We start from the raw sequence: 26884 nt of genomic DNA, 5'->3' as shown, positions 1-26884 counted from the left end.
CCGTCGAGGTCCGGCTCGACACGGGGCTCACGTTATCCCCGATCGCCTTTCACGGCCTGTGTCGACACATCAGGATGAGGGGATGAGTGCGAACGTAGCGGCACCTGGTGGTGGCCGATGGCTTCTGTCGGCGACGCTGGAGAGGCAGTGTTGGGGATTCATGATCGGGTCGGCGCTGTTCGCCGTGGGATCAGCCCCTGGTTTCGTGTCGTGGGCGGGCGCCTCGGCGGCGAATCTCAGCTTCTTCGTCGGCGCATGGTTCTTCACCGGCGCGGCGTTGATCCAATTCGCGCTCAGCGGTGCGGCGAGCACCTCGAACCCGGACGGCAGCAGGCAGTTCCGTGGCGAGTGGCTCTCCGCCGCAACACAGTTCGGCGGCACACTGCTGTTCAACGTGAGCACGGCGGCGGCGCTGCACGCCGACACGATCACCGAGGACCGTCGTCGCGTGTGGTCCCCGGATGCGGCCGGGTCGGTCGCCTTCCTGGTGAGCGGCGTCCTCGCGATGGTCGTGTTCTCGCACTCCGTCGGGTTCTGGGCGCCCCGCCTGCGCGACTGGTGGGCGACACAGCTCAATCTGCTGGGGTGCATCGCGTTCGGCGTGTCGGCAGTCGGCGCCTACGTGACGTCGGCAGGCCAGACGGTCAGCGACGGTGTGGCGAGCGGCAGCACCTTCGTGGGGGCGATCTGCTTCCTCATGTCGGCGGCGATGAGCCTGCCGCGGTGGACCCGCACCTGAGCGCAGGATGCGTTCAGTTCAGCGGTAGTGGCGTGGCACCCCGTTCGGCGAGCATCTGCTCGATGACGGCGATCTCCTTGTCCTGTGTCTGTTTCATCGCCGTGGCCAGGTTGCGGACGTAGTCCTCGGACACGGTGGCCGGGTCCGCGGCGTACTCCATCATGGGCAGACCGCCCTGATGGTGTCGCAGCATCAACTGGAGGAAGTAGACGTCGGCAGCGGTGCCGCGCAGGCTCCGGAGCCGGTCCATCTCGGCCATCGTGGCCATGCCGGGCATGGGCGCGACGTCGGTGCCGGCCGGCCGCATCGACCCCGGCGGCATCGAACTCATGTCGTGATCGGCATGGTCGCCGTGGTCGTGGTCGTGGCCGACTGCGGGCGGCGAGGTCGGCGCACCCGCGGCCATCTCGTGGCCCATCCAGGTCATCGGGGGATCAGGATTGATCAGTGGATAGCCCCATCGGGTCAGCCACGACTGCATCTGCCCGATCTCGTTGCTCTGTGCGGTGAGGATGTCGAACGCCATGCTCCGGACCTGCGGATCGGTGCCGTTCTCGAGCTCGATCGTGGACATCTCCACGCCTTGTTCGTGATGGCGGATCATGTCCTGCGCGAAGCCGACGGCCGCGGAATCTGCCGCCGGGGCTTCCTCGGCCTTCGGGTCGTCGCTGTGCAGCATCGCGGCGATCAGCAGGCCGAGAGCCAGCCCGACCAGCAGTGCCGCCACCACCCCGAGTGAGGTGAGCAAGGTCCGTCGGGAGGCAGCGAGCTCGGTCGCGTGGTGGTCCGTGCCATCGCCGCCCGTCTCGGTGTGTTCCTCGGTCATCGGTCGACTCCTCAGCCTGCCGGCATCGGCGCGCCGGCACCGGCGTTCTCGTCGGAGGCGGGAATCCCGCCCGCGCCGTCCATCTGCACCGCGTCTGGTCCGGGCTCTCCCTGATCGGCAGGCGGGGGGTTGCTCGGATCGAACGCGCCCGGGATGGCCGCGCACGCGGCTTGGGTTTCGGGGTACGCGGCCTCCGACGGATTCTCCCGGTAGACGCCGGGCGTGGCGTTGCGACGCAGTGCGGTGATGAACTGGTCCACGCGTGGATCACCGGCCGAGTCGAGCTTCAGCTGGTGTCCCCAGCTCTGCAGCGACAGCGGGTGATCGAGCCCGGGATACGGCGAGAGGAACAAGAACTGTTCGCCGGACACCTTCTTCTCGAGGGTGTCGCGGTCGGCATCGCTGATCGTGTCCGGGTTGTAGGCGATCCAGACAGCACCGTGTTCCAGCGCGTGTACGGCGTTCTCCGAGCGGAGCGGATCGGGATACACGATCCCCGTACAGGTCGCCCACACCTCGTCATGGGGCCCACCGAACGGCGGCGACTGATCGTAGGCGACCCGCTGGTCGGCGCGCACGTGCTGTGCGGCGCGGTAGTAGACCTTGGTCACACCGGGGATCCTTGTCGAGGGGTCCGGATCCTGTGCAGACGGTACGAATCCCGTCACGGTCTGCGGTTTGAGGCCCTCGGCCTCCCGGTTGTCGAGGAACTTGGGTACGAGGTACCAGAGCAGACCGGCGATCAGGACGATCACCAGGACTATCGCACCGACGACGAACCAGTCGATCTGGCGGCCCGAGGAACTCGGGACGGAGCCGGGACGCTTGCCGGACTTGGGGACGTTGCCCCCGGGTGTGCCTGCCATCGCCCTCTTTCTGATGTGATTGCGGGCCGGTGCCCGGCGCAGCGACCGACAGTTTACCGTCCGACGTAGCGGGTCGACCGCGCTCGCCCGCCCACTGCGGGCGGAGGCGATTATCCCCTGATGGACATGGGCCAATAGGATGGTGAGCCGTGACTCCTGCCGACCTCGCCGCGTTGCTGGCCGCCGCGACGCTGACCGTTGTCCGTGACCGCGGGCTCGACGACTCCGTCGTGCCCGACACCGTCGTCGTGGAACGTCCTCGTCATGCCGACCACGGTGATTACGCCACGAACATCGCGCTCCAGCTCGGCAAGAAGCTGGGTGTTGCACCGCGCGAGCTGGCCGGATGGCTGGCCGACGCCTTCGCCGCCACCGACGGGATCGCGAAGGCAGAGGTCGCGGGGCCTGGATTCGTCAATGTCTGGTTGGCGACGGCCGCCCAGAACTCGGTGGTCGCGACGGTGCTGGCCTCTGCCGCGGACTACGGCCGCGGCACCGAGCTCGACGATCGGGTGATCAACCTCGAGTTCGTCTCGGCCAATCCGACCGGACCGATCCACCTCGGAGGTACGCGCTGGGCCGCCGTGGGTGACGCCCTCGGTCGGGTACTGGCGGCGCGCGGTGCCGCGGTGACCCGCGAGTACTACTTCAACGACCACGGCACACAGATCGACCGCTTCGCTCGTTCGCTCGAGGCGGCGGCCGCGGGGTCGTCGACCCCGGAGGACGGTTACGCGGGCGATTACATCGGTGAGATCGCGGCGCAGGTCGTCGGGCGGGTACCCGGCGTGCTCGAGCTACCCGAAGCCGAGCGGCTCGAGACATTCCGGTCGATCGGTGTGGATCTGATGTTCGACCACATCAAGACGAGCCTGCACGATTTCGGGACCGACTTCGACGTCTTCACCCACGAGAACAAGATGTTCACGTCGGGACTGGTCGACGAGTGCATCGCCGAACTCAAGGCCAACGGCAACCTCTACGAGAACGACGGCGCCTGGTGGCTCCGGACGACGAACTTCGGCGACGACAAAGACCGCGTGGTCATCAAGAGCGACGGCAACGCCGCCTACATCGCCGGTGACATCGCCTACTACAAGGACAAGCGTGACCGCGGATTCAACCTCTGCATCTACATGCTGGGAGCAGACCACCACGGCTACATCACCCGGCTGAAGGCATCGGCCGCCGCACTCGGCGACGATCCGGAGACCGTCGAGGTGCTGATCGGACAGATGGTGAACCTCGTCCGCGACGGCAATCCGGTGCGGATGAGCAAGCGCGCGGGCACCGTGATCACGCTCGACGACCTCGTCGATGCGGTGGGTGTCGACGGCGCGCGATACTCGCTGATCCGTTCGTCGGTCGACGTCAACATCGACATCGACCTCGATCTGCTGACCAAGCAGTCAAACGACAACCCGGTCTACTACGTGCAATACGCCCACGCCCGACTGTCGGCGTTGGCGCGCAATGCCGCCGAGCTGCGCGTCGAGCGGTCGCTGGACCATCTCGACCTGCTCGACGACCCGGCGGAGGGTGAACTCATCCGGACGATCGGGGACTTCGACGAGGTGTTGGCGACGGCCGCGGAACTCCGTGAACCGCATCGGATCTGCCGCTACCTGGAGACGCTGGCGGGTGCTTATCACCGGTTCTACGCGCGGTGCCGAATCCTCCCGCAGGGCGACGAGTCCGCAGGCGACATCCATGGCGCTCGTCTCGCACTGTGCGAGGCGACCCGACAAGTCCTGTCGAACGGCCTCGAGCTGGTCGGCGTGAGCGCACCGGAGCGGATGTGAACGCGCACCCAGCGGGGCCCCGGCATGCCGAACTTCTCGCCGCCCCGCACCTCGCAGAACGTCCGAACGACCCGGTCGAGCTGGCCGCGATCCCGGCAAACGTGTGGCCGCGCAATGCTGTTCGGGATGATGCCGGAGCGCTCCGACTCGCCGGGGTCGGTGTGGAGGAACTGGCCGAGACCTACGGGACCCCGTTGTTCGTGGTGGACGAGGCCGACTTCCGGTCCCGGTGTGCCGACATGGTGGAGGCCTTCGGGCCTCATGGTCGAGTGCACTACGCGTCGAAGGCCTTTCTCAGTTCCGAGGTCGCGCGATGGGTGGATCAGGAGGGCTTGTCGCTCGACGTGTGTTCCGGCGGCGAACTGACCGTTGCGTTGCGCGCGGGCTTCCCGCCGGAGCGGATCGCGTTGCACGGCAACAACAAGAGTGTCGACGAGTTGGCGATGGCGGTGGACGCCGGCGTCGGGCACATCGTGCTCGATTCGATGATCGAGATCGAGCGACTCGACAGGTTGGCGGGTGAGCGGGGCCAGGTCGCCGACGTCCTGGTCCGGGTCACCGTGGGCGTCGAGGCGCACACCCATGAGTTCATCTCCACCGCACACGAGGACCAGAAGTTCGGATTCGCCCTCGCGGGCGGTGTCGCGATGGAGGCGGTACGCCGCGTGTTCGCGACCGACAATCTGCGACTCGTCGGCTTGCACAGTCACATCGGGTCGCAGATCTTCGACATGGATGGGTTCGAGCTGGCGGCGCATCGCGTGGTGGGACTGCTCAAAGACGTCGTCGCCGAGTTCGGCGTGGACAAGACATCTCAGTTGTCCATCGTCGATCTCGGTGGCGGACTGGGCATCTCGTATCTGCCCGAGGACGATCCGCTGCCCGTCGGCGACGTCGCGGAGCGGCTCGCGGAGATCGTCCGGAACGAGTCGGCGGCGGTCGGCCTGCCGATGCCGACCCTGGCGGTCGAGCCCGGCCGTGCGATCGCCGGTCCCGGTACGGTCACGCTCTACCGGGTGGGCACCGTGAAGGATGTGACGATCGGCAAGAACCTGTCTCGTCGGTATGTCTCGGTCGACGGCGGTATGAGCGACAACATCCGGACCGTGCTGTATCAGGCCGAGTACGACGTCCGGCTGGTCTCGCGCGTGTCCGAGGCTCCCGCCGTGGTGAGCCGAGTGGTCGGAAAGCACTGTGAGAGCGGCGACATCGTGATCAAGGACTGCTGGCTGCCGGCGGACCTGGCGCCGGGCGATCTGGTCGCGGTCGCGGCGACCGGCGCATACTGCTACTCGATGTCGAGTCGATACAACATGGCCATGCGGCCGGCGGTGGTGACGGTGCAGGATTCGTCCGCACGACTGATGCTGCGACGCGAGACGATCGACGACATTCTCAGCCTGGAGGTTTCCGAATGAACCAGACCCCGAGCGATCAGACCTCCCGGCCCGGTGTCCGCGCCATCGGTGTCGCAGTGCTCGGCATGGGAAACGTCGGTGCCGAGGTTGTGCGGATCATCGCCGACAACGCCGACGACCTGCGGGCCCGTGTCGGCGCGTCCGTCGAGCTGCGTGGTGTCGCGGTCCGCGACCTGAGCCGTCCGCGCAAGATCAGCGAAGAACTGCTCACCGACGACGCGGCTGCTCTGGTGGCCCGCGACGACGTCGACATCGTCGTCGAGTTGATGGGCGGGATCGATCCGGCACGTGAGCTGATCCGTGCGGCGCTCGAGAGCGGTAAGTCGGTGGTCACCGCGAACAAGGCGCTGCTCGCCGAGTACACCGGCGAACTCGCCACCGCCGCAGCTGATGCGAAGGTCGACCTCTATTTCGAGGCGGCTGTCGCGGGTGCGATCCCCGTCGTTCGGCCGCTGATGCAATCGCTCGCGGGCGACACGGTCGAGCGCGTCGCGGGCATCGTCAACGGCACCACCAACTTCATCCTGTCGGCGATGGACGAGACCGGCGCCGCCTATGAGGACACTCTCGCCGAGGCCGGACGGCTGGGATACGCGGAAGCCGACCCGACCGCCGACGTCGAGGGTTACGACGCCGCCGCCAAGGCGGCCATCCTCGCCTCCATCGCATTCCACACCAGGGTGACCGCGGCGGATGTGTTCCGGGAGGGGATCTCGACGGTCACCGCCGCCGACCTGGTGGCGGCTAAGAAGTTCGACTGCACGGTCAAGCTGCTGTCCATCTGCGAACGGATACGCGATGCGGACGGACGGCAGCGGGTGTCTGCGCGCGTCTATCCGGCACTGATCCCGCTCAGCCATCCGCTGGCGACCGTGAACGGCGCCTTCAACGCCGTGGTGGTCGAGGCGGAGAACGCCGGACGGCTGATGTTCTATGGGCAGGGCGCAGGCGGCTCGCCGACGGCGTCGGCGGTGCTGGGGGACATGGTGATGGCCGCACGGAACAAGGTGCACGGCGGGCGCGGACCGCTGGAATCGACCTATGCCTCGCTCCCGATCGCGCCGATCGACGACGTGTCGACCCGCTACTACATCTCGATGAAGGTCGCCGACCGTCCGGGCGTACTGGCCCAGGTGGCCGGCGAGTTCACCAAGCGTGCCGTCAGCATCGCCGCGGTCCGTCAGGAGGGAGCGGGGGAGGACGCCCGACTCATCGTGGTGACCCACCGCGCCCCCGACCGCGCGCAGTCGGAATGCGTTGCGGCACTTGAAGACATGGATGCCGTGATCAAGGTGTCGAGCGTCCTGCGATTGGAAGGAACCGATGACTGAAGTGACTCCGGTGCATCAGCGCTGGCCCGGATTGATCGAGGCGTACCGCGATCGCCTGCCAGTCGGCGACGACTGGCAGGTGGTCACCCTCCTCGAGGGTGGTACCCCGTTGATCGCCGCACCGCACCTCTCGGAGATCACCGGCTGCGAGGTCTACCTCAAGGTCGAGGGACTCAATCCGACGGGTTCGTTCAAGGATCGCGGCATGACCATGGCGGTGAGTACCGCCGTCAACAACGGCAAGACCGCGGTGTTGTGCGCGTCGACCGGTAACACCTCCGCCTCGGCCGCCGCGTACGCGACCCGGGCCGGGATCACCTGTGCGGTGCTGATCCCCGAGGGCAAGATCGCGATGGGCAAGCTGGCCCAGGCGGTCATGCACGGAGCCAAGATCATCCAGGTCCAGGGAAATTTCGACGACTGCCTCGAACTCGCGCGCAAGGCGACCGCGGAGTTCACCGAGATCGAATTGGTGAACTCGGTCAACCCGTCCCGGATCGAGGGCCAGAAGACTGCCGCCTTCGAAATCGTCGATGTCCTCGGACGGGCGCCCGATGTGCACGCGCTGCCGGTGGGCAACGCCGGGAACATCACCGCGTACTGGAAGGGCTACACCGAGTACCACCGCGACGGGATCAGCTCGTCGGTGCCGAGAATGCTCGGCGTCCAGGCCGCGGGCGCTGCCCCGCTGGTGAATGGTGCCCCGGTGAAGAATCCGGAGACGGTCGCCACGGCCATCCGGATCGGCTCGCCGGCGAGCTGGAACCAGGCCGTCGCGGCGAAAGAGGAATCCGGCGGCCAGTTCCGGGCTGCCACGGACGAGAAACTGCTGGAGGCGTATCGCCTCGTCGCCGGTCGCGAAGGGGTGTTCGTGGAGCCGGCGTCGGCCGCGAGTGTCGCCGGTCTGCTCGCGGCCCGGGCGGACGGGTGGATCGCCCCCGGCTCGACGGTCGTGTGTACGGTGACCGGTAACGGTCTGAAGGATCCGGACACCGCACTGTCCGGAATGCCCGAGGTCGAGGCGATCCCGGTGGACCCGGTCGCGGTGGCGGATGCTCTCGGCGTCCGCTGAATCGACGGGTGCGGCCACCCCGATGACCGATGACGCATTGGTGGGAGATGCGAAGGTGATTCTGCCGGAGGGTATTTCGGCTCGAGTCCGGGTTCCGGCGTCCAGCGCCAACCTCGGGCCCGGTTTCGACTGCCTCGGCATCGCCCTCGGGATATACGACGAGCTGATCGTGGAGACGACGTCGGGCGGCGTCGAGGTCGAGGTCAGTGGCGAGGGCGTCGAGGACGTCCCCCGCGACGGAACCCACCTGGTGGCCCGTGCGATCTCTCATGGTCTCGCGGTTGCGGGCGTGAGCGCCGCGGGTCTGAAGTTGCGATGCGTCAACGCGATACCGCATTCCCGTGGTCTCGGCTCGTCGGCCGCCGCGGCGGTGTCCGGCCTGGCCGCGGCATCAGGCCTGCTCGTCGAAGCGGGCATCCGAGACGCCTTCGACGATGCCGAGCTCGTCCAGTTGTCCTCGGAGTTCGAGGGGCATCCCGACAACGCGGCGGCGAGCGTGCTCGGATCCGCGGTCGTGACCTGGATGGAGTCCGACCGGGTCGGGGGAGTGGCGGCAACCGATACGGCGCCCGTCCGCTATCTTGCGCGGCGGCTGGCCGTGCACCCCGACATCACCGCCACCGTCTTCGTCCCCGCCACCGAGTCGTCGACGACCTACACCCGTGGCCTGCTGCCCGACGCAGTTCCGCGTCGCGACGCGGTCTTCAACGTCAGCCGCTCGGCGCTCGCCGTGGTCGCGTTGACCGATGATCCTGCGGCGCTCTGCGCGGCAACCGAGGACCGGCTGCACCAGGCCTACCGTGCCGAGGCCATGCCGCCGACCGCGGAATTGGTGACTGCGCTGCGTAAACGCGGTCACGCCGCCACCGTCTCGGGTGCCGGGCCCACCGTCCTCGTCCTCGGTGTCGGCGCAGTACCTGCGGAGGATCGTGACGTGGCGATCGGGTTGGGCTTCGTGCCCTCGAGCGTCGCGATCGCCGGCGGCGTCGAGGTCACCCACGGGCGTTCCTGAGCCGTGTGACAGCCGTCTCGCCCGTTGCGTTCGCGTGGAATGGCGAGAAGGGCGTGTTGCCCCTATCATGCGAACGAGATACCATATACTGGTCTAGCCGCGCAGACATGTCTTGCCGTGCTTCTCTCCCGATTATCGATCATGACCACCGGTCGGTTCCGGTCGCACGATCTGCTGTCAGGAGTTCCGAGCAGCACCAGCGGGCACATCGCAGCGGACCACATTTCTTCTGACCGTCCACGGAGGAGAATCCCGAGCGGACACGCTCCGATGAGGACGAAGTCCCGCCTGAAGTGAGGCGGGGTGGCAATGACCCCTCACGCAGCTTCGGTCTGCGGGGGAACGAAAGGATATCCGTGACGGATACGGACCTGATCACTGAACCGACCCCCACGTCGAGCACGGACGCCCCGGCTTCCGGCGCCCGCGCGTCGGCGCGATCGGCCAGTGGCTCCACGACCCGCGCCCGCACCGGGCTCTCCGCGATGGTGCTCACCGAGCTCCGCGCACTCGCCGGTGAACTGGGCATCAAGGGGACGTCGGGAATGCGCAAGGGCGACCTGATCGCCGCGATCAAGGAACGCCAGGGCGGCTCGGCCCCCGCGGCCAAGAACACCGACGGCCAGATGGCCCTGTCGGACGGCGCCTCCGGAGACGACGCCCCTAAGAACGACGCCCCGAAGAACGACGCGCCCAAGAACGACGGCCCCGAGAATGCGGAGTCGGCACCGCCCACCCGCACTCGTCGGCGCGCGCGCACCGAGTCGTCGGACAACGAGCAGGCGGCTTCCGACGGGGGCGCGGCGCCCGCGAAGTCTCCCGACACCAAGACTCCCGACGCCAAGTCTGCCGACAGCAACACCGCCGACAGCAACACCGCCGACACCAGATCGGCCGGCAACGACCGGCAGGGTGATTCCAACGGTGGCGGCGACCAGCGCAATCGCAATCAGAACCGCAATCGCAACCAGAATCGCGATGGCAACCAGAATCGCGACGGCGGCCAGAATCGCGACGGCAATCAGAACCGCGACAACCAGAATCGCGATGGTGGCCAGCACAACCAGGGCAACAACCAGAACCAAGGGAACCGCGACGGTCGCCAGAACAACCGCGACGATGACGACGACGGCAGCGGCCGCGGCAGGCGCGGCCGGCGGTTCCGCGAGCGTCGCCGCGGACGTGACCGTGACTCGTCGGGCTCGGGCGAACCCCAGGTCTCCGACGATGACGTGTTGCAGCCGGTGGCCGGCATCCTCGATGTCCTCGACAACTACGCGTTCGTCCGGACCTCCGGCTACCTGGCGGGACCGAACGATGTGTATGTGTCCATGAACATGGTGCGCAAGAACGGTTTGCGTCGTGGTGACGCGATCACCGGCGCTGTCAAGGTTCCGCGCGAAGGCGAACAACCCAACCAGCGGCAGAAGTTCAACCCGTTGGTCCGGTTGGACACGGTCAACGGAACCGACATCGAGACGGCCAAGAAGCGCCCCGAGTTCGGCAAGCTAACCCCGCTCTACCCGAACCAGCGACTCCGTCTGGAGACGACTCCGGAGCGGCTCGACACCCGCGTGATCGACCTGATCATGCCGATCGGCAAGGGGCAGCGCGCCCTGATCGTGTCGCCGCCCAAGGCGGGCAAGACGACGATCTTGCAGGACATCGCGAACGCGATCACCGTCAACAACCCGGAATGTCACCTCATGGTGGTCCTCGTGGACGAGCGTCCCGAAGAGGTCACCGACATGACGCGTTCGGTGAACGGCGAGGTCATCGCGTCGACCTTCGACCGCCCGCCGTCAGATCACACGTCTGTCGCCGAGCTGGCGATCGAACGGGCAAAGCGCCTGGTCGAGAACGGCCGCGACGTGATCGTGCTGCTCGACTCGATCACTCGTCTCGGTCGCGCCTACAACAACGCCTCGCCTGCGTCCGGCCGAATCCTGTCCGGTGGCGTTGATTCGACGGCTCTCTACCCGCCGAAGCGCTTCCTGGGCGCGGCTCGCAACATCGAGAACGGCGGGTCGCTGACCATCATCGCCACGGCGATGGTGGAGACCGGGTCGACCGGTGACACCGTCATCTTCGAGGAGTTCAAGGGCACCGGCAACGCCGAGCTCAAACTCGATCGCAAGATCGCCGAGCGACGGGTGTTCCCGGCGGTCGACGTGAACCCGTCCGGTACCCGCAAGGACGAATTGCTGTTGTCGCCCGAGGAATTCGCGATCGTACACAAGCTGCGCCGCGTGCTGTCCGGGTTGGACTCGCAGCAGGCGATCGATCTGCTGATCAGCCAGCTGAAGAAGTCGAAGACCAACATCGAGTTCCTGATGCAGGTGCAGAAGACTGCGCCCGGAGCGATGAACGACGACTGATCCGCCGGGCTGTTCGGCTTCACGCGGGTCGTTCGGCTTCACGCGGGTCGTTCGGCTTCACGCGGGTCGTCGACGACCCGCGTGAGGCAAACCAGCCCGCGTGAGCAATCGCGCCATCAGATAGACCTCCGGAAAACGGTAATTCTGATCCGGTCGGCGGATCATCCGGAGCGTCTCGTCGAACCCGTTGTCGGAGAGCACGGACGACAGCGCGTCCGGGTGCCACCGCCATGCGCGCGCGACCACATGATCGAACTCGTGGATCCCGGCTTCGTCGGAGCCCTGCATCGCGATCAGGACGATGGTGCCCGGGACCATGCGCCGACGCCATGACGCAAGGACTCCCGGGATCGATGCCGGCTCGACGTGGATGAGACTGAACTGCGCGATCAGGCCCGTGCATTGTTCGATCGGCGCTGACGTCGCGTCGGCGTCGTCCTGGAGAAACCGAATCCCCGGGTACCGGGCTCGGGCGATGTCCAGCATGGGCGCGCTCCTGTCGAGCCCGACGACGGTCATACCTCGATCGCGGAGGTGATCGGCCGTATGCCCTGGTCCACAACCGATATCGATCACGAATGGTGTGCCCGGGCAAGCCGCCAGCACCAGGTCCGCGAAACAGTCGACGGCGTGGCGCTCGAGTTCGGATCGAAACGCAGACGGGAACGTGGCCGCGTACTCGCCGGCGAGTACGTCATAGCCTGGCTGTGTCATGAGGTGATGGTGGTCGGCCACGCCGAGTTCCTCAACTCTGACACGGCCTCTCGTACGGCATCGCGACAACGCCACGGGCCGGGGGTCAGCCGGCGACGTCGGACACCAGCTGGTGCCACGCGACGAAGACCTCCGCGGACACCGACCCGGTCTGGGTCACGAGGAGACTGCAGTGGCCGCGCCGGTCGTAGAGTTCGATCGAACCCGTCCTGCCCCACACGCCGTCGGACCACGTCACCCAGCATTCCGAGACGAGATCGAAGTTGATCATCGCGCGGCAGGAACCGGACGCGATCACCATGGTGCCCCGGTGTTCTCGGGCACCGTCGAGGCGGTCGTGGTGTATCTGGACGCAGCCGGGCGCGGTGGTGGCGATGGTCATCGGCATCCCGAGCAGTGCGGCATGCTCGAACGCGGCGATGACGCGGCGCGACTCCACACGAGCGAAACCCTGCGCCCGCGCCCTCGGCAACGACCGGAGTCGCTGTGTACCACCGTCTTCGAGTACGGCGTCGAACTGGGCGATCTGATCGCCGGAGAACGACGTGGCCCAGCTCGCGACGTCGTCGCGGTGCGCGGTCGTGTCGACGGATGTGCCCTTGATGAGACGAGGGGACACAGTTGACGCGGCGAAGCGGCTCGCGTCGAACGACAGCGACTCGAAGGCGAGCCGTTCGGACGACTCCGTGAGATAGGTGGCGTGAGCGGTGTTACCCGCCGCGTCGAACAGGCGCAGGGTCGGCGGTACATCGGCGGCCGGATCGGTCACGAGTGCTGCTCCGAGACGAGCAGGGTTGAGGCGCAAGGATATCCGTGACGCACGACACCGGATCGGGCCACCGACGGTGACAGGCGGTTCATGTGTTCCCACGTCGTTCATCAGAACGGGACCCGCCACCGTGACCCCCACGACGTGTCCGAGAGACGGCAGGTGGGCGGCGACCGCCGCGGCATCGGAGCCGAGCAGGGCACCGGAGAAACCAGGGGCGGCCAGCAGGGTGTCGAGGTCGTTGGAGGCACCGCTCGCGCGCGGACAGCTGCACTGTTCACCGCAGGTCGGGCGCGGCGGGCGCCCCGGCGGATCGGAATCGTCTCGTCGGCCTTCTGGCATCGTTGCCGTTCCTTTCCGTGTCCTGTCTCGAGCGTCGGTGAGGTCGGGTCGGACGTGGTCAGTACACGTCGCGTAGATAGCGTTTGGTGCGTTTGAGGTCGTCGACGAAGTCCCGCGCAGCCTCGGCCGACATGTCTCCGTGTTCGGCGACGATGTCGTGAAGCGCGCTGTCGACGTCGTGAGCCATACGTGTCGCGTCGCCGCAGACGTAGAGATGCGCCCCGTCGGACAGCCACGCGAACAGATCCGCGCCGTGTTCGCGCATGCGGTCCTGGACGTAGACCTTGTGAAACTGGTCGCGCGAGAAGGCAAGGTCGACGCGATCGAGCACACCGTCGGCCACGAACTGGTCGATCTCGTCCCGATAGATGTGGTCGCGATCGCGATGCCGGTCGCCGAAGAACAACCAGTTCGCGCCACGCGCGCCACGGGCGGACCGCTCGTACAGGAACGAACGGAACGGCGCGATTCCGGTGCCCGGTCCGATCATGATGGCCTTGGTGTCCTCGGGTGGCAGACGGAACGATCTGTTGGCGGAGACGAACACCCCCACCCGGGCGCCCTCGGGACGACGGTCGGCGAGATACGTCGAGCACACGCCTCCGCGCAGCCGTTCCCCGGAGCAGTGACGCACGGTGGCCATGGTGATGTGCACGGTGCCGGGGTGGACCAGCGGGCTCGACGAGATCGAGTACACGCGGTGCTGCAGTGGTCGCAATTCGGCGAGTAGTTCCTCGGGGCCGATGGTCAGGGTCGGGTCGACGTCGAGGAGGTCCAGGACGTCCTTGCCCCATAGCCACCCATCGAGGGCCTCGCGATCGTCGGTGGACGTGAGGTGAGTGAGTTCGGGGTCCAGGCTGCGTCGGGCGATGTGGTCCACGAGATACTTGGAGGGCGTCGAGATCTCGTACTCGCGGGTCAGCGCCTCGCGGAGCGTGCGTTCGGATTTGCGGTCGATGATCACCGTGTCCGGCGGCACCCCGAGTCGGGCGATGATCCGCTCGACGAGCTCGGCATCGTTGACCGGCACAATGCCGATCCCGTCCCCGGGCTGGTACTCGATTCCGCTGTCGCCCAGCGAGATCACCAGATGGCGAACGTCCTTGTCCGACGTGGGGCCCGACAACCGGGTATTGGCGACTATGGTCGCGGGGTACGGGTTCTTGCGGTTCCAGGGGGTGCGTGTGCTGCGCCGTCGTGTTGCGGGTGGTCGCGAGGGCGCGGCACGGTGGGTGGCCTTTCGGTCGCCGAGGACCGGTGCGTCCGCAGGGAGGTAGGGGAGGTGCATGTCAGCCGACCTTCGCGTGTCGTTGTGTGCGGCAAGGGACAGCAGACCCTTGGCGACGTCCGGGACGATTCGAGCGGTGAACACTCACCCGCACCGGGCAGCCGGCGATCCGACGTTAACTTAGCTTAGCCTTAGTATTGTAAGGCGGGCCTAATTCGGGAATGAAACCCCGTGGGTGTCTGTTCTGAGGGGTGGACCGTTCGCTGCGGAGCGTTCGAGGTGGGAAGTCCGCGGATTTCCAGCTCGAACGTCTCGCGTGGCATACTGATCGGTCGAGTCCGGTTCCGGTTCACACCGTCGATCCCCGATGGTGACCCGGCGACCACAGAAAGGGACACCAGATGAAGCAGGGCATTCACCCCGAGTACGCGACGACCACGGTCGTCTGCGGCTGCGGCAACACCTTCGAGACCCGCAGCACCGCGGACAACGGACGTATCAACGTCGAGGTCTGCTCGCAGTGCCACCCGTTCTACACAGGCAAGCAGAAGATTCTCGACACCGGCGGCCGCGTGGCCCGGTTCGAGAAGCGCTACGGCAAGCGCACCAAGAAGGCCGACGCGCAGTAGCTCGACCGACGACGCCCTGCCGGCGCGCCCAGCGCGTTCGGCGGGGCGTCGTTTTCGTTCTCCGAACCTTCGGCCGTGAGCGATGTCGGACATGACAGATGTCCCTGAGAGGTGAGCACCAGGTGACCACGCAGAGCCCATCGGCGATCGACGACATCCTCGCCGAACACGCCGGCCTCGAGGCCCAGCTCGCCGACCCGTCGCTGCACGACGATCCGGGGGCCGCCCGCCGGGTCGGGAAGCGGTTCGCCGAACTCGCTCCCATCATGGCGACCCATCGTCGTCTGGAAGCCGCCCGGGACGATCTCGTCGCCGCACGCGAACTGGCGGCCGATGACCCGGCCTTTGCCGACGAGATCCCCGCGCTCGAGGCCACGGTGGCCGAACTCGACGCGACGCTGACCGATCTGTTGGCCCCCCGCGACGCCCACGACGGCGACGACGTCGTCCTCGAGATCAAATCCGGTGCCGGTGGCGAGGAGTCGGCCTTGTTCGCCGCCGACCTCGCCCGGATGTACCTCAAGTACTGCGAACGCTGTGGTTTCAAGGCGCAGATCCTCGGTGTCACCGAATCCGACCTCGGCGGCTACAAAGAGGCCACCCTCTCGATCAAATCGAAAGAGCAGTTGCGCGACGGTGTGTGGTCCCGGCTGAAGTTCGAGGGTGGCGTCCACCGCGTGCAACGGGTGCCGGTCACCGAATCGCAGGGGCGAATCCACACCTCGGCCGCCGGCGTGCTGATCTATCCGGAGCCGGAGGAGGTCGCCCAGGTCGAGATCGATGAGTCGGACCTGAGGATCGACGTCTACCGCTCATCCGGAAAGGGTGGCCAGGGCGTCAACACGACCGACTCCGCCGTCCGGCTGACGCACTTGCCCACGGGCATCGTGGTGACGTGTCAGAACGAACGTTCGCAGCTGCAGAACAAGGCGAGGGCCATGCAGGTGCTCGCGGCGCGGTTGCAGTCGGCGGCCGAAGAGGAAGCCGACGCCGCGGCGGCCGAGGGACGCGCCGCGCAGATCCGCACGGTCGACCGGTCCGAGAGGATCCGGACCTACAACTTCCCCGAGAATCGGATCACCGATCACCGGATCGGCTACAAGGCGAACAATCTCGACGCCGTGCTCGACGGCGACATGGATGCGCTCCTCGATGCGCTCGTGGCCGCTGACCGGCAGGCCCGGCTCGAAGCGCAATGACGTGACGGCCGGGGACTCGTCCGAGGGGGCATGTAACCCGCCGCGCGCCCGCGTCGTCGAATCTGAGTTGTCCTGGGCGACACAGGTACTGGGCCAGGCCGGCATCGACAGCGCGCGTGGCGACGCCGAGTGGCTACTCGCCGCAGTTCTGGGAATCGACCGAGGTCGCCTACTGGTGGCCGACGGTCTCGACGACGACACCCGAGCCCGTTTCCGTGCGCTGGTGGCCCGGCGGACGATGCGAATCCCGTTGCAGCACATCGTCGGGACCGCAGCGTTCGGTCCCGCCGAGCTCGCTGTCGGCCCGGGCGTCTTCATCCCGCGTCCGGAGACCGAGTTGCTCGCGGAATGGGCGGTCGGGATCGGGGCCAGGGCCGGCGGAACCGCCACCATCGTCGACCTGTGCAGTGGCAGTGGTGCCCTGGCGATCGCGATCGCGACCATGCTGCCCACGGCACGGCTCTGGGCCGTCGAGCGCTCGCCCGCCGCGTTGGAGTGGTTGCGGCGCAATGTCGCGAGCGCGCCTCCGGGCGTGGCTGATCGCATCACCGTGGTCGCAGCCGACGTGACCGATGTGGAGCAGATGCGCATCGGATTGCCGTGGGGTTCGGTGGATGTGGTGGTGGCCAATCCGCCCTATGTCCCGCAAGCCGCCACGGTGTCACCCGAGGTGGCACACGACCCCGCCGACGCGGTGTTCGGTGGGGCCGACGGGATGTCGGTGATCACACCGATGTTGCCGATCATCGCCGAGTTGTTGATGCCCGGTGGCGCGATGGGTGTCGAGCACGACGACACGACCTCGGCCGCGGTGCTGGCAGCCGTCGAGTCCGTCGGCGTCTTCGACGATGTCCGCGCGCGCGATGACCTTGCCGGACGTCCGCGATTCGTCACGGCACGCCGTGCGGTGAGCGGACCGCTGCGACCGTCCTGACCGCAGGCGTGGGATGATGGCCGGGTGAGCACGGTATTCGACTGCAGTGACCCGGAAGGCCGAGCGGCGGGTATCCGCGCAGCCGTCGGAGCAGCGAAGGCGGGCAGGCTGGTGGTGGTGCCGACCGACACGCTCTACGGCATCGGCTGCGACGCGTTCGACAGCGAGGCGGTGGCCGCCCTCTTGGCAGCAAAGGGACGTGGACGCGACATGCCGGTCCCCGTGCTGGTCGGTTCGTGGCACACCATCGACGGCTTGGTCTTGTCGGTGTCCACCGCGGCGCGTGATCTCGTCGAGGCATTCTGGCCCGGCGGGCTCAGCCTGGTGGTCGAGCAGGCGCCTTCGCTGGCCTGGGATCTCGGCGACACCAACGGCTCGGTGATGCTGCGCATGCCGTTGCATCCGGTGGCGATCGACCTGCTGCGCGAAGTGGGGCCGATGGCCGTGTCGAGCGCCAACGTGTCGGGACGGCCACCCGCGACCACCGTCGACGAGGCCCGCGACCAACTCGGCGAATCGGTCTCGGTGTACCTCGACGGCGGCACCGCCGCAGCCGCACAAGCCTCCACGATCGTGGACCTGACCGGTCCGGCACCACGAATCCTGCGCGAAGGGGCGGTGTCGATCGACGCCATCGCCGAGGTGCTCGACCTCGACGTCGACGTGCTGGCCGCGCGCTGACGATGTCGATCGCCCACTCCGATCCGCAGATCGCCGACCTCGTCGAGCGCGAGAGTCGTCGTCGCGCAACCACTGTGCAGTTGATCGCGTCGGAGACGCCGGCCAGCCCCGCGGTTCGCGAGGCGCTCGCCTCCGACTTCGGCACGAAGTATGCCGAGGGATATCCGGGAGCCCGTTTCCACGGCGGCTGTGAGGTCGCCGACCAGCTCGAGCAGCTCGCGATCGATCGGGCGGCAGAACTGTTCGGCGCCGAGTACGTCAACGTCCAGCCGCTGTCGGGAAGTGCGGCGAACCTGGCGGTCTACGCCGCGTTCGCGCAGCCGGGTGACCCCGTACTCGCACTGCGCCTCGACCAGGGCGGGCACCAGAGTCATGGGTCCCGGGCGAACTTCTCCGGTCGCTGGTTCTCGCCGATCCACTACGGCGTACGCCGATCCGACGAACGGATCGACTACGACGAGCTGCGCGATCTGGCGTTGCTGCACCGGCCGAGGATCATCGTCGCAGGCGGCGCGGCCTATTCGCGCTCGATCGACTTCGCGGCCTTGCGGACCATCGCAGACGACGCCGAGTCGATCCTCTGGGTCGACGCCGCGCATCTGGCCGGTCTGGTGGCCGGGGGAGTGCTGGACTCTCCGGTACCGCACGCCGATGTGGTGACGCTGTCCACGCACAAGGTGCTGCAGGGACCGCGCGGTGGCATGGTCCTGGCGCGCGCCGCCCACTCGACGGTGCTCCAGAAGGCGGTCCATCCGTTCACGCAGGGCGGCCCGTCGATGGGGGCGATCGCAGGCAAGGCGGTCTGCATGCGGGAGTCCGCGACGAGCGAGTTCTCGGCGTATGCGGTGGCGACCGTGGAAGCAGCGCAACGCCTCGGTGACGAGCTGTCCGCACGCGGCCTCCGGATCGTCAGTGGCGGCACCGATATCCATCTCGCCGTGGTCGACGTCTCCGCGGCCGGGATCACCGGGGTGGAGGCGCAGCGACGTCTGGCCTCGGCGGGGATCGTCGTGGACCGTGCGGTGCTGCCGTTCGATCGTGAACCGGTCACCTCCGGCTCGGCGATTCGCATCGGTACACCGACAGCTGTGCTCGACGGACTGGGAGTCGAGGCGATGCCGACGATCGCCGACTGGATCATCCGCGGGCTACGGGACCCGGTGGGCAGCGCCCAACACGCCGGGATCCGCGCGGAAATCGAGCGAAAGCTCGGCGGGTAGCGTTGTGCGGGTGTTCGATCCCCTGGCCGGCAAGGACCTCGCTGACGGGGTCACCGGCCTGACGTTCGGGGGCGGTGACCCCGGAGTCCACCTGACCGCGTTGTCGGTGGTCGGCAGCGGCGGCGCAGGCGTCCCACTCCGGGAGTTGGCGCTGGTCGGCCTCACCGCTGCGGCCGTCACGTACCTGCTGACCTCGCTCGTGCGCGTCTTCGCCATCCGGATCGGTGCGGTCGCGGTGCCGCGTGTGCGCGACGTCCACGTGATCCCGACTCCTCGTCTCGGCGGACTCGGCATGTTCGCCGGTATGGTCGCCGCGGTCGCGCTGGCGGCCAACCTACCCGCCCTGACGCGCGGGTTCGCCTACACCAGCGACATGAGTGCGGTGATCGTGGCCGGCCTGGTGATCGTGCTGGTCGGGGTGATCGACGACCGGTGGGGGCTCGACGCCCTCACCAAATTCGTCGGACAGCTGACCGCGGCCGGGGTCCTGGTGATCATGGGGGTCAGCTGGTACCTGCTCTATGTACCGTTCGCCGATATCGGGACCGTCGTCCTCGATCCGCTACAGGCAGGTCTGCTGACCGTCGCGATCACGGTCGCGACCATCAACGCGATCAACTTCGTCGACGGTCTGGACGGTCTGGCCGCCGGTCTCGGACTGATCGCGGCCTCGGCGATCTGCATGTTCTCCCTCGGACTGCTGCACGATCAGGGTGGCGACGTCAGCTACTACCCGCCGGCGCTCATCTCCACCGCGCTCGCGGGGGCTTGCCTCGGATTCCTACCTCACAACTTCTCGCCCGCGCGGATCTTCATGGGCGACTCCGGTGCCATGCTGATCGGCCTCATGCTGTCGGCCGCGTCGACGAGCGCGTCGGGACGTATCGCGATCAACGCGTACGGGCCCGCCGACGTGTTCACGTTGTTGTCGCCCCTGATCCTGGTGGCGGCTGTCGTCTTCGTGCCGATGCTGGACATGCTGATGGCCGTGGTACGGCGGACGCGAGCCGGCGTGGGCTTCTACACCCCGGACAAGATGCACCTGCACCATCGCCTGCTGGAGCTCGGACATTCGCAGCGCCGTGTCGCGCTGATCATCTACCTCTGGGTGGGTGTGCTCGCATTCTCTGCGGCGGCCAGTACGCTCTTCCCGATGTCGGTGGTCGCGCCCATGTTCGGTGCCGGACTGATCGTCGCTCTGCTGGTCACGATGGCGCCCCGGCTGCAGAGGCGCTACGCGCAGATGCGGACGCGGGGGCACGCCGACCATTCCGATCAGCGCGATTCCGTGCCGGGCGGCACCTGATCACGAGGCCGTCGACTCTGCCCGGGACCGACCGCCGCCCTTGGTAAGGCAATGGTAAAACGACGTGTACTATCCTTTGTAGTAGCAGGACTTCGGCGCGAGCGCGACGCCTCCGGGAACCGGAGGGCGCGATTCACGCCGCATCAACGGCCACTGGACTCCCCAAAGGGTGCATACCCCCCGGTGAGTGCAGGAACGGGTGTTGGTAGGGTCACAGAAACCGCGAGCTTACGCCCGGCGACACGAGTCGCCGATCGCACGCTCGATGCTTCGTGCCGAGGCACGGGAATGAGCAGAGGAGAGGCAATGACGACGTCTGCCCCGGACTCCGCTCCCGTCTATCCGGCGGCGCCCACCGGGATCCGCCGCCCGGCGATCATCGCCGGGGTGGTGACGGTCGCGGTCGCGGCGCTGGCGACCTTCCTCGGTCATCCGTGGTTCGCCGTATTCTTCCTCGTCGGCGTGGTGCTTGTGTTCATCAACACGAAGCTGGTCGTCCGCGCGGTCGAGAACGTCGCTGCCGCGGAGGATCCGCGAAAGAAGCTGCTCGCCGTCAATTCCGCATTCCGCCTCGGGGTCATCACGGTCCTCGCATTGGTGGCGGCCATTCTGGTCCGGCCCGACGGGCTGGGCGCGATGTTCGGACTCGCTGTCGGCCAGGTGATCCTGGTACTCAACACGGTGATTCCGGTGATGAAAGGACTTCGTAAGCAGATATGACCGCAATGACTTACCTGGCCGAGTCAGAGTCGGCGATCGAGGTCGGCCACCACACCGAGGTCGACGTGCTCGGGATGACCGTCAATCTCGACACGGTCATCGGCAGTGCGGTGGCCGCGGTCATCGTGATCGCGCTTGCGTTCTTCGTCCGATTCAAGATGACGTCGAGCAAGCCGAACAACGTGCAGCTGTACTTCGAGACGATCACCGTCCAGATGCGCAGCCAGATCGAGGGTGCGATCGGCATGAAGATCGCCGGTTTCGTGCTGCCGTTGGCGGTGACCCTGTTCACCTACATCTTGATCGCCAACTGGCTGTCGATCATCCCGGCGCAGTACGGCACCTCCAGCGGCTCGACGCACGAGTGGATCAAGCCGCCTGCGAGCGACGTCAACTTCGTGTACGCCCTGGCGCTGTTCGTCTTTGTCTGGTACCACGCGGCCGGTGTCAAGCGTCGCGGGATCATCGGCCACCCGGTCCGGCTCGTGAAGGGTCACTCGGTAGCAATCGCACCGGTCAACATCATCGAGGAGATCGCCAAGCCGGTCTCGCTCTCACTCCGTCTTTTCGGCAACATGTTCGCGGGCGGCATCATGGTCGCGCTCATCGCGCTGATGCCGATCTACGTGATGTGGGCACCGAACGCCCTGTGGAAGTCCTTCGACCTGTTCGTCGGACTCATCCAGGCATTCATCTTCGCCCTGCTGACGATCCTGTACTTCAGCCAGGCGATGGAGATGGACGAAGATCACCACTAGCCAGTACGACCCTGGCCGGCACCGCGCCGGCCGGGCCCAAAGACCTGGCAACCCGATTGCCAGTTTCACCCGAAAGGAAAGTTCTAAATGGATCCCAATCTGATTGGTCTGGGTGCGTTGATCGGTGGCGGCCTCATCATGGGCGGCGGTGCGATCGGTGCCGGTATCGGCGACGGTCTGGCAGGTGCCCAGTTGATCGCGGGTATCGCGCGTCAGCCGGAGGCCCAGGGACGCCTCTTCACCCCGTTCTTCATCACGGTGGGTCTGGTCGAGGCCGCTTACTTCATCAACCTGGCGTTCATGGCGCTCTTCGTCTTCGCCACACCGATCTCCGGCCAGTCCTGATCCCGGTCATCGACCGGGTCGCCCTAGGATTTGAGGGAACAACCCAACCATGAATCTCGCCGCAGAGAACTTCCTGCTCCCCAACGGCACATTCTTCGTGTGCCTGCTGATCTTCGTGATCGTGTTCCTGGTCATCAGGACGATGGTCGTGCCGCCGATCCTCAAGGTGCTCGACGATCGCGACGCCATGATCGCCAAGACTGCAGAGGACAACCGGGCCGCCGCGGCGAGCTACGAGGATGCGGACACCGAGTACCGGGCAGCGCTCAAGGACGCCCGGGGGGACGCCACCGGTATTCGGGACGAGGCTCGTGCCAAGGGCAACGAGCAGTTGGCAGAGGCGAAGCGGCGCGCCACCGAGGAAGCGGACGCCGTTCTCGCCGACACCACGAAACAACTGAAGGCCGAGGGGGATCAGGCGGCTTCGACCGCCCGTGACGATGTCGATGCACTGTCGTCGACGTTGGCCAGCCGGGTACTCGGCGTCGACGTGTCGGCCAAGTCGACGGAGAAGGTGAACTAAGTGGATATCGTCATCGGTAACCTCATCGGTTTCGCGATCATCATCTTCCTGTTCTGGAAGTACCTGCGGCCGGTGCTGTCGAAGGCGGTCAACGCCCAGAAGGACACGATCGCGCAGCACGTCTCCGAGAGCGAGGCCGCCAAGGCTCGCGTCGCAGACGCCAAGGCGGCGCACGAACGTGCCGTTGCCGAGGCCAAGGCCGAGGCCGAGGAACTGCACAAGGGTGCGGTCCGGGACGCCGAGGCGATCTCCGGTGATCTCAAGGCCCAGGCCGATTCCGAGGTCAAGCGGATCACCGAACACGGCAAGGCCCAGGTGGCACTGAACCGTGCCAGCCTCGTCCGCGATCTGCGCACCGACCTCGGTCTCACCGCGGTGGACGGCGCCGGGAAGCTGGTGCGTTCACATCTGTCCGACTCGCAGGCGCAGTCGGACAGCGTGGACCGGGTGATCGACGAACTCGAGTCGATGTCGGCAGGTGGACCGGGCGATCTGGTCGCGCACAGCTCGGAGCTGATCGGTCTCCATTCGATGCGGGCGAGCAGCCGCGACGCGGCGCGTTCGGTGGCAAAGGAGTTCGATTCGGCGGCGAAGTCGCTCGACAGCGAGGCCCTGGTCAAGGCGTCCGAGGAGCTCACCGACGTGATCGGTCTGATCGACGGGAATCCGGTGCTGCGAAAGCGGTTGACGGAGGACGAAGACAACACCGACGGTCAGGTGGAGCTCGCGAAGACGCTGTTCGGTGGCAAGGTCTCGCCGATCGTGGTCGACATCCTGTCAGTCGCGATCCGGCAGCGCTGGTCGTCGACGTCGGACTTCACCGCGGCACTGCGCCGACAGAATGCGCTGGTCGTGCTCACGGCCGCGGAGCGCGACGGCTCGATCGAGCAGGTCGAGAACGAGCTCTTCGGTGTCGCCCGGCTGCTGGAGCAGAACCCGCAGCTGGCATCGCTGCTCGCCGATCACACGCATGACGCCGGCAAGCGCGTGGACCTACTGCGTTCGCTGGTGGGCGACAAGGTCGGGTCGCACACCTGGTACCTGCTGTCGCACACCATCGTCTTGCTACACGGCCAGCCGGCCGACGTCGCCGTCGACCATCTCGCCGAGCTCGCTGCCGCCCGCCGGGGCGAGTCCGTCGCACATGTCGTCTCGGCAGCCGAACTCTCCGATGCACAGAAATCGCGACTGTCGTCGGTGCTCGGCAGCATCTATGGTCGGACGATCTCGGTGCAGACCGAACTCGACGCCGAACTGCTCGGCGGCCTGCGCGTCAGTGTCGGCGACGAGGTGATCGAGGCCGATGTCGCCACACGTCTGGCGAAGGCGGCCGAGAGCCTGCCGCGCTGACCTGACCAGACAATCCATCCAGCGAACAACCCAAACCACCAGCCGGACTGAGTAAGAAAGACGAGTACCCATGGCGGAGTTGACGATCTCACCAGACGAGATTAAGGGAGCGATCGAGCAGTATGTCTCGTCGTTCGAAGCCGATGCCTCCCGTGACGAGGTGGGCATCGTCACCGATACATCGGACGGTATCGCGCATGTCAGCGGTCTGCCCGGCGCGATGGCCAACGAGCTGCTGCAGTTCGAAGGCGGCGTGCTCGGCGTGGCCCTGAACCTCGACGAGGACGAGATCGGTTGCGTCATCCTCGGTGACTACGAGTCGCTGGAAGAGGGCCAGCAGGTCAGCCGGACCGGTGACGTGCTCTCGGTCCCGGTCGGTGACAAGTTCCTCGGTCGCGTCGTCGACCCGCTGGGCAAGCCGATCGACGGACTCGGCGACATCGACGCCGACGGGGAGCGTGTCCTCGAGCTGCAGGCCGCTTCGGTACTCGAGCGTCAGCCCGTCGAGGAGTCGCTCGCGACCGGCATCAAGGCGATCGACGCCATGACCGCCATCGGCCGCGGCCAGCGTCAGCTGGTGATCGGCGACCGCAAGACCGGCAAGACCGCGGTCTGCATCGACGCCATCCTGAACCAGAAGGCCAACTGGGAGTCCGGCGACGAGACCAAGCAGGTTCGCTGCATCTACGTCGCGATCGGCCAGAAGGGCTCGACCATCGCGGGCGTCAAGTCTGCGCTCGAAGAGGCCGGCGCGATGGAGTACACCACCATCGTCGCGGCTCCCGCGTCGGACTCGGCCGGCTTCAAGTGGCTCGCGCCGTACACCGGTTCGGCCATCGGCCAGCACTGGATGTATCAGGGCAAGCACGTCCTGATCGTGTTCGACGATCTCACCAAGCAGGCCGAGGCCTACCGCGCGATCTCGCTGCTGCTGCGCCGCCCGCCGGGCCGCGAGGCATACCCCGGTGACGTCTTCTACTTGCACTCCCGCCTGCTCGAACGTTGCGCGAAGCTCTCCGACGAGCTCGGTGGCGGCTCGATGACCGGCCTGCCGATCATCGAGACCAAGGCCAACGACGTCTCGGCGTTCATCCCGACCAACGTCATCTCGATCACCGACGGTCAGGTCTTCCTCGAGTCGGACCTCTTCAACAAGGGCGTCCGCCCGGCCATCAACGTCGGTACCTCGGTGTCGCGCGTCGGTGGTGCCGCGCAGACCAAGGGCCTCAAGAAGGTGTCCGGTTCGCTGCGTCTGGAGCTCGCGCAGTTCCGTGAGCTGGAAGCCTTCTCGGCGTTCGCCTCCGACCTCGACGACGCGTCCAAGGCGCAGCTCGAGCGTGGCGCCCGCTGGGTCGAGATGCTGAAGCAGGGTCAGTACAGCCCCTTCTCCGTCGAGGACGAGATCGTCTCGATCTACCTCTGCGGCGAAGGCCACTACGACTCGGTGCCGGTCGACGATGTCCGCAACTTCGAGACGCAGCTGCTCAGCCACCTGCACCACGAGGCCAAGGGTGTCTACGACTCGATCGCCGGTGGCAAGGTGCTCACCGACGACCAGGCCGAGGCGTTGGTCGACGAGACCAACAAGTTCAAGAACAGCTACTTGACGCACGACGGCAAGCGCGTCGTGAACGAGGCCGAGGCCAAGGCCATGGACTCCGAGGACGTCGAGCACGAGCAGATCACGGTTCGCAAGTCGTGATCGCGTCGTCCGACAGTCGTGCCAAGGAAGGGGTGAGGGCTCATGGCCAGCATTCGTGAGCTGCGCTCACGCATCCGGTCGGTCAACTCCACGAAGAAGATCACCAAGGCGCAGGAGCTGATCGCGACCTCGCGCATCACCAAGGCCCAGGCTCGTGTCGCGGCGGCGAAGCCGTACGCCCACGAGATGACCGAGGTGCTCTCGGAGTTGGCCAGCAACGCGGGCTCGCTCGATCACCCGTTGCTCGTGGAGCGTGAGAACCCGCGCCGGGCAGGCATTCTGGTGGTCACGAGCGACCGCGGCATGTGCGGTGGCTACAACTCCAACGTTCTTCGGGCGACGCGCGAGCTGATCTCGCTGGTGCGCGACGAGGGCAAGGAGCCCGTGCTGTTCGTGATGGGCCAGAAGGGCGTGGGCTACTTCACCTTCCGCGGGACCGAGGTCGCCGATTCGTGGACCGGTTTCTCACAGGCCCCCGACTACAGCGACGCGAGCACGGCGACCAATTTCCTGGTCGACCTGTTCGAGGCCGGTTCCGGAGAACAGGTGGAACGTCCCGACGGTGAGGGGACGCTCGAGGGTCTCGACGAACTGCATCTCGTGTACACGCGGTTCGTCTCCATGCTGACCCAGGCGCCGGAGGTGCGGCGGGTGGCGCCGCTCGTCGTGTCCGAGGAGGACGACGACGCTGCGGAGGCCGAGATCCACAAGCCCTCGCGCAACTACTCGTTCGAGCCGGCGCCCGAGGCGTTGCTCGAAGCGTTGCTGCCGAAGTACGTCGCCACGCGCGTGTACGCGGCTCTGCTGGATTCGGCCGCATCGGAGTCGGCGGCCCGCCGGACCGCGATGAAGGCGGCCACCGACAACGCCGAGGAACTGGCGACCTCGCTGTCCCGTGAGGCCAACCAGCTCCGGCAGGCGCAGATCACGCAGGAGATCAGCGAGATCGTCGGCGGCTCCAGCGCGCTGGCCACCTGATCGAACCCTGGCGACCCATAGACCCAAAGAGGAAGTGACCCA

The 26884-nt window shown here is 66.8% G+C and carries 25 protein-coding genes; 20 read left to right on the top strand and 5 right to left on the bottom strand.

Annotation, left to right across the window (positions count from 1 at the left end; all coding sequences use genetic code 11):
- The first annotated feature begins 82 nt into the window (after positions 1 to 82).
- Positions 83 to 739: a hypothetical protein gene (locus GTV32_RS07180; RefSeq protein WP_161059546.1), complete on the top strand. Its 657-nt coding sequence runs from the start codon at positions 83 to 85 to the stop codon at positions 737 to 739.
- Positions 740 to 752: 13 nt separating this feature from the next.
- Here GTV32_RS07180 and GTV32_RS07175 read toward each other — a convergent pair whose 3' ends face one another.
- Positions 753 to 1565, bottom strand: coding sequence for a DUF305 domain-containing protein (locus GTV32_RS07175; protein WP_161059545.1), 813 nt, complete (start codon positions 1563 to 1565; stop codon positions 753 to 755).
- Positions 1566 to 1576: 11 nt separating this feature from the next.
- Positions 1577 to 2431, bottom strand: a complete 855-nt coding sequence (locus GTV32_RS07170; RefSeq protein ID WP_161059544.1) for a DUF3105 domain-containing protein — start codon at positions 2429 to 2431, stop codon at positions 1577 to 1579.
- A gap of 149 nt (positions 2432 to 2580) precedes the next feature.
- Between GTV32_RS07170 and argS the strand changes: the two genes are divergently transcribed.
- From argS to rho, 6 genes are all read left to right on the top strand, one after another.
- A complete protein-coding gene (gene argS / locus GTV32_RS07165; RefSeq protein ID WP_161059543.1) occupies positions 2581 to 4233 on the top strand; it encodes an arginine--tRNA ligase in 1653 nt (550 codons plus the stop codon).
- On the top strand, positions 4230 to 5651 hold the full coding sequence (gene lysA / locus GTV32_RS07160; protein ID WP_161059542.1) for a diaminopimelate decarboxylase: 1422 nt from the start codon (positions 4230 to 4232) through the stop codon (positions 5649 to 5651). The genes argS and lysA overlap by 4 nt, the downstream gene beginning before the upstream one ends.
- Positions 5648 to 6982 carry a homoserine dehydrogenase gene (locus GTV32_RS07155; RefSeq protein ID WP_161059541.1) on the top strand — a complete coding sequence of 445 codons (1335 nt, stop codon included), beginning with the start codon at positions 5648 to 5650 and terminating at the stop codon, positions 6980 to 6982. The genes lysA and GTV32_RS07155 overlap by 4 nt, the downstream gene beginning before the upstream one ends.
- Positions 6975 to 8054 carry a threonine synthase gene (gene thrC, locus GTV32_RS07150; protein ID WP_161059540.1) on the top strand — a complete coding sequence of 360 codons (1080 nt, stop codon included), beginning with the start codon at positions 6975 to 6977 and terminating at the stop codon, positions 8052 to 8054. Before GTV32_RS07155 ends, thrC begins: the two co-directional genes overlap by 8 nt.
- 22 nt (positions 8055 to 8076) lie before the next feature.
- Entirely contained in the window at positions 8077 to 9066 is a 990-nt protein-coding gene (gene thrB, locus GTV32_RS07145) for a homoserine kinase (protein ID WP_237421492.1), read from the top strand.
- A 356-nt stretch (positions 9067 to 9422) separates the two neighbouring features.
- Positions 9423 to 11444, top strand: coding sequence for a transcription termination factor Rho (gene rho / locus GTV32_RS07140; RefSeq protein ID WP_161059538.1), 2022 nt, complete (start codon positions 9423 to 9425; stop codon positions 11442 to 11444).
- 57 nt (positions 11445 to 11501) lie between these two features.
- Here rho and GTV32_RS07135 read toward each other — a convergent pair whose 3' ends face one another.
- The 3 genes from GTV32_RS07135 to GTV32_RS07125 all read right to left on the bottom strand — a co-directional run bounded on the left by GTV32_RS07135 (position 11502) and on the right by GTV32_RS07125 (position 14557).
- Positions 11502 to 12158: a class I SAM-dependent methyltransferase gene (locus GTV32_RS07135; protein WP_161059537.1), complete on the bottom strand. Its 657-nt coding sequence runs from the start codon at positions 12156 to 12158 to the stop codon at positions 11502 to 11504.
- 85 nt (positions 12159 to 12243) lie between these two features.
- Entirely contained in the window at positions 12244 to 13269 is a 1026-nt protein-coding gene (locus tag GTV32_RS07130; protein ID WP_161059536.1) for a heme transporter, read from the bottom strand.
- A gap of 58 nt (positions 13270 to 13327) precedes the next feature.
- Entirely contained in the window at positions 13328 to 14557 is a 1230-nt protein-coding gene (locus GTV32_RS07125; RefSeq protein WP_161059535.1) for an FAD-binding protein, read from the bottom strand.
- A gap of 341 nt (positions 14558 to 14898) precedes the next feature.
- Between GTV32_RS07125 and rpmE the strand changes: the two genes are divergently transcribed.
- The 13 genes from rpmE (at position 14899) to GTV32_RS07060 (ending at position 26842) form a co-directional block, all read left to right on the top strand.
- Positions 14899 to 15126 carry a 50S ribosomal protein L31 gene (gene rpmE / locus GTV32_RS07120; RefSeq protein WP_161059534.1) on the top strand — a complete coding sequence of 76 codons (228 nt, stop codon included), beginning with the start codon at positions 14899 to 14901 and terminating at the stop codon, positions 15124 to 15126.
- A 122-nt stretch (positions 15127 to 15248) separates the two neighbouring features.
- Positions 15249 to 16325, top strand: a complete 1077-nt coding sequence (gene prfA, locus GTV32_RS07115) for a peptide chain release factor 1 (RefSeq protein ID WP_161059533.1) — start codon at positions 15249 to 15251, stop codon at positions 16323 to 16325.
- Positions 16279 to 17259: a peptide chain release factor N(5)-glutamine methyltransferase gene (gene prmC / locus GTV32_RS07110; RefSeq protein WP_161059532.1), complete on the top strand. Its 981-nt coding sequence runs from the start codon at positions 16279 to 16281 to the stop codon at positions 17257 to 17259. Before prfA ends, prmC begins: the two co-directional genes overlap by 47 nt.
- A 24-nt stretch (positions 17260 to 17283) precedes the next feature.
- A complete protein-coding gene (locus GTV32_RS07105; RefSeq protein ID WP_161059531.1) occupies positions 17284 to 17940 on the top strand; it encodes an L-threonylcarbamoyladenylate synthase in 657 nt (218 codons plus the stop codon).
- A 2-nt stretch (positions 17941 to 17942) separates the two neighbouring features.
- Complete coding sequence (gene glyA, locus GTV32_RS07100) at positions 17943 to 19160, top strand: serine hydroxymethyltransferase (RefSeq protein WP_161059530.1); 1218 nt, start codon at positions 17943 to 17945, stop codon at positions 19158 to 19160.
- Between the two features lie 91 nt (positions 19161 to 19251).
- Positions 19252 to 20466, top strand: coding sequence for an MraY family glycosyltransferase (locus tag GTV32_RS07095; RefSeq protein ID WP_237421735.1), 1215 nt, complete (start codon positions 19252 to 19254; stop codon positions 20464 to 20466).
- 306 nt (positions 20467 to 20772) lie between these two features.
- A complete protein-coding gene (locus tag GTV32_RS07090) occupies positions 20773 to 21186 on the top strand; it encodes an ATP synthase subunit I (protein WP_161059529.1) in 414 nt (137 codons plus the stop codon).
- Positions 21183 to 21944, top strand: a complete 762-nt coding sequence (gene atpB, locus GTV32_RS07085) for a F0F1 ATP synthase subunit A (RefSeq protein ID WP_161059528.1) — start codon at positions 21183 to 21185, stop codon at positions 21942 to 21944. Before GTV32_RS07090 ends, atpB begins: the two co-directional genes overlap by 4 nt.
- An 87-nt stretch (positions 21945 to 22031) precedes the next feature.
- A complete protein-coding gene (locus GTV32_RS07080) occupies positions 22032 to 22289 on the top strand; it encodes a F0F1 ATP synthase subunit C (protein WP_161059527.1) in 258 nt (85 codons plus the stop codon).
- Between the two features lie 49 nt (positions 22290 to 22338).
- A complete protein-coding gene (locus tag GTV32_RS07075) occupies positions 22339 to 22812 on the top strand; it encodes a F0F1 ATP synthase subunit B (protein WP_161059526.1) in 474 nt (157 codons plus the stop codon).
- Entirely contained in the window at positions 22813 to 24162 is a 1350-nt protein-coding gene (locus GTV32_RS07070; protein ID WP_161059525.1) for a F0F1 ATP synthase subunit B/delta, read from the top strand.
- A gap of 70 nt (positions 24163 to 24232) precedes the next feature.
- Complete coding sequence (gene atpA, locus GTV32_RS07065) at positions 24233 to 25864, top strand: F0F1 ATP synthase subunit alpha (RefSeq protein ID WP_161059524.1); 1632 nt, start codon at positions 24233 to 24235, stop codon at positions 25862 to 25864.
- A 42-nt stretch (positions 25865 to 25906) separates the two neighbouring features.
- Positions 25907 to 26842: a F0F1 ATP synthase subunit gamma gene (locus GTV32_RS07060; protein ID WP_161059523.1), complete on the top strand. Its 936-nt coding sequence runs from the start codon at positions 25907 to 25909 to the stop codon at positions 26840 to 26842.
- The last annotated feature ends 42 nt before the right edge of the window (positions 26843 to 26884 follow it).

It is taken from the genome of Gordonia sp. SID5947 (assembly GCF_009862785.1).
Taxonomy (GTDB): domain Bacteria; phylum Actinomycetota; class Actinomycetes; order Mycobacteriales; family Mycobacteriaceae; genus Gordonia.
Note: the sequence above shows the minus strand (reverse complement) of the source record. Positions and strands in the feature narration are given on the sequence as shown.

Coding starts and splice junctions, on each gene's coding strand:
- GTV32_RS07180 (WP_161059546.1), top strand. CDS start 83: ATGAGTGCGAACGTAGCGGCACCTGGTGGTGGCCGATGGCTTCTGTCG.
- GTV32_RS07175 (WP_161059545.1), bottom strand. CDS start 1,565: ATGACCGAGGAACACACCGAGACGGGCGGCGATGGCACGGACCACCAC.
- GTV32_RS07170 (WP_161059544.1), bottom strand. CDS start 2,431: ATGGCAGGCACACCCGGGGGCAACGTCCCCAAGTCCGGCAAGCGTCCC.
- GTV32_RS07155 (WP_161059541.1), top strand. CDS start 5,648: ATGAACCAGACCCCGAGCGATCAGACCTCCCGGCCCGGTGTCCGCGCC.
- thrC (WP_161059540.1), top strand. CDS start 6,975: ATGACTGAAGTGACTCCGGTGCATCAGCGCTGGCCCGGATTGATCGAG.
- thrB (WP_237421492.1), top strand. CDS start 8,077: ATGACCGATGACGCATTGGTGGGAGATGCGAAGGTGATTCTGCCGGAG.
- GTV32_RS07135 (WP_161059537.1), bottom strand. CDS start 12,158: ATGACACAGCCAGGCTATGACGTACTCGCCGGCGAGTACGCGGCCACG.
- GTV32_RS07130 (WP_161059536.1), bottom strand. CDS start 13,269: ATGCCAGAAGGCCGACGAGACGATTCCGATCCGCCGGGGCGCCCGCCG.
- GTV32_RS07125 (WP_161059535.1), bottom strand. CDS start 14,557: ATGCACCTCCCCTACCTCCCTGCGGACGCACCGGTCCTCGGCGACCGA.
- rpmE (WP_161059534.1), top strand. CDS start 14,899: ATGAAGCAGGGCATTCACCCCGAGTACGCGACGACCACGGTCGTCTGC.
- prmC (WP_161059532.1), top strand. CDS start 16,279: ATGCGCTCGTGGCCGCTGACCGGCAGGCCCGGCTCGAAGCGCAATGAC.
- glyA (WP_161059530.1), top strand. CDS start 17,943: ATGTCGATCGCCCACTCCGATCCGCAGATCGCCGACCTCGTCGAGCGC.
- GTV32_RS07090 (WP_161059529.1), top strand. CDS start 20,773: ATGACGACGTCTGCCCCGGACTCCGCTCCCGTCTATCCGGCGGCGCCC.
- atpB (WP_161059528.1), top strand. CDS start 21,183: ATGACCGCAATGACTTACCTGGCCGAGTCAGAGTCGGCGATCGAGGTC.
- GTV32_RS07080 (WP_161059527.1), top strand. CDS start 22,032: ATGGATCCCAATCTGATTGGTCTGGGTGCGTTGATCGGTGGCGGCCTC.
- GTV32_RS07075 (WP_161059526.1), top strand. CDS start 22,339: ATGAATCTCGCCGCAGAGAACTTCCTGCTCCCCAACGGCACATTCTTC.
- atpA (WP_161059524.1), top strand. CDS start 24,233: ATGGCGGAGTTGACGATCTCACCAGACGAGATTAAGGGAGCGATCGAG.
- GTV32_RS07060 (WP_161059523.1), top strand. CDS start 25,907: ATGGCCAGCATTCGTGAGCTGCGCTCACGCATCCGGTCGGTCAACTCC.